The following is a 1,632-nucleotide window of genomic DNA, read 5'->3' as shown; positions in this document are numbered from 1 at the left end:
GCGACGACCTCGGCGGCGGTGCTGGTCACCGCGCCGCCGGCGTCGGTCGCGAGGCCCACCCGCACCGCGCTGCCGCTCACGTCGACCGACAGCGGAGCGTTCGCGCCGCCGGGATGGGCCAGCTCGACGGAGACGTCGTTGCCACCCTCGTGTCCCCACGCGAGCGAGTCGACGGCGACCCGGCTGGCGGTGGTCGTGCCGAGGACGGCCTGCGCGTGCCGCCGGTAGCCGTTGGTCCGATGCGGCAGCTCCACGATCTCGGCGAGGTCGGGGAACTCGGCGGCGAGCTGCCGGATCCGCCCGTACAGGTCGGTCGGGGTGAGGTAGCTGGTGACGAAGTCCTTCTGGTAGCCGGGCCCCTCCGGATCGGTCGCGGAGACGGGCAGCCACTCCCGCACCTTCGCCACGGCGACGTCACCGGTCGGACTGGTGATCCGCACGTAGTCGGGGCGGCTGGTGACCAGCGCGGCGCCCCGGTGGTAGAGGTAGACGCCGGCGTCGACGAAGCGGGAGACGGTCTGGGTGCCGCCGGAGCCGATCTCCGTACCCGGGCCGCTGTCGCGGGCCACGGTCAGCGCGGCGGTGGAGGTCTGGCCCTGCGCCCACTTCGCCTCCACCGAGAGGACCTGGCTGGCCCCCGAGGTGTAGTAGTCGGCACGGATGACCTTCACGTCGGAGACGCCGGCGGCGGTGGCCGCGGCGGTGAACTCCTGGTTGTCCGCCTTGTGGTCGGCGATCGCCGCCTCGCGTTCGGCGACCCGGGCCTGCGCGTCCGTCGGCCGGTGCACCACCCGCCCGAGTGCGTACCCGGCGGCGGTGAGCGTCGCCGCCTCGGCGGGGGTGACCACGGCGTGCACGACCAGCGCGTCCTCCGTCCGGGTGACGTGGTGGTCGAGGTCGACGCCGGTGGCGACGAGCGCGTCCAACTGTGCGGTGCCGGCGAGCCGCACCTCGACGACGCTGGCCTGCTCGTCCGCGGCGCGGCCGAGGTCCGCGGGTGGCGCCGAGGCGTCCGGTACGACCGCCGAGGCCGGGCTGACCAGTAGCAACGCGGTCGCGGCGGCGGCCAGGCCGACCGGAACGGGGAGGCGGCGTCGCCACCGGGGACCGAATGAATCGGACATGTGCTGTCCGCCCTTCTGTACCCGGCGTGCGGCGGCAGGGAGGGTGCCGGACGAGCCCGCCGGCCGGTCACGGGTGACTGCCCTCAGCTCCGTACGGGCAGCATCGCCGGGACCCGGCGGACGACGGATGGTGGCGCCCGGCCGCGTCGGCTGGACGCTGCCCGCATCGCCGGCTGCGCAGCGTCGCCGAACTCGGTCGACTCGATGGGCGGTGGGAGGACTGAGACCATCCTTGGGCCACCCGTGGAGATCTGTCAATGACCGGCCCGACGCCGCGCAGCTCATTGATGGACCAACGTGGCCACCAGCCGAACTCAGTAAGGTGAGCGCGATGTCTCAGAGACATTTTGATGTCTGTGGGACATCACGTAGTGAAGGGTCCGTCGCGCCCTTCCGCGGGGCGGGATCGCCACGGTGCCGCCGGCCCGGCCGGAATCGCCGGCGGCACAGCGATCAGGCGGCTCGGGTCTTCCCGCCGGGTGCGGCCGGACGGAGGCGGCGGCCGGCC

The 1,632-nt window shown here is 73.8% G+C and carries 1 pseudogene; it reads right to left on the bottom strand.

Annotated elements, in window-relative coordinates:
- Positions 1–1,124, bottom strand: a pseudogene (locus AB0I76_RS29495) (zinc carboxypeptidase); the annotation flags it as partial.
- Between the last annotated feature and the right edge of the window lie 508 nt (positions 1,125–1,632).

The sequence above is a fragment of the Micromonospora sp. NPDC049799 genome (assembly GCF_040656655.1).
Lineage (GTDB): Bacteria > Actinomycetota > Actinomycetes > Mycobacteriales > Micromonosporaceae > Micromonospora.
This window is presented reverse-complemented; position numbering and strand designations above follow the sequence as displayed.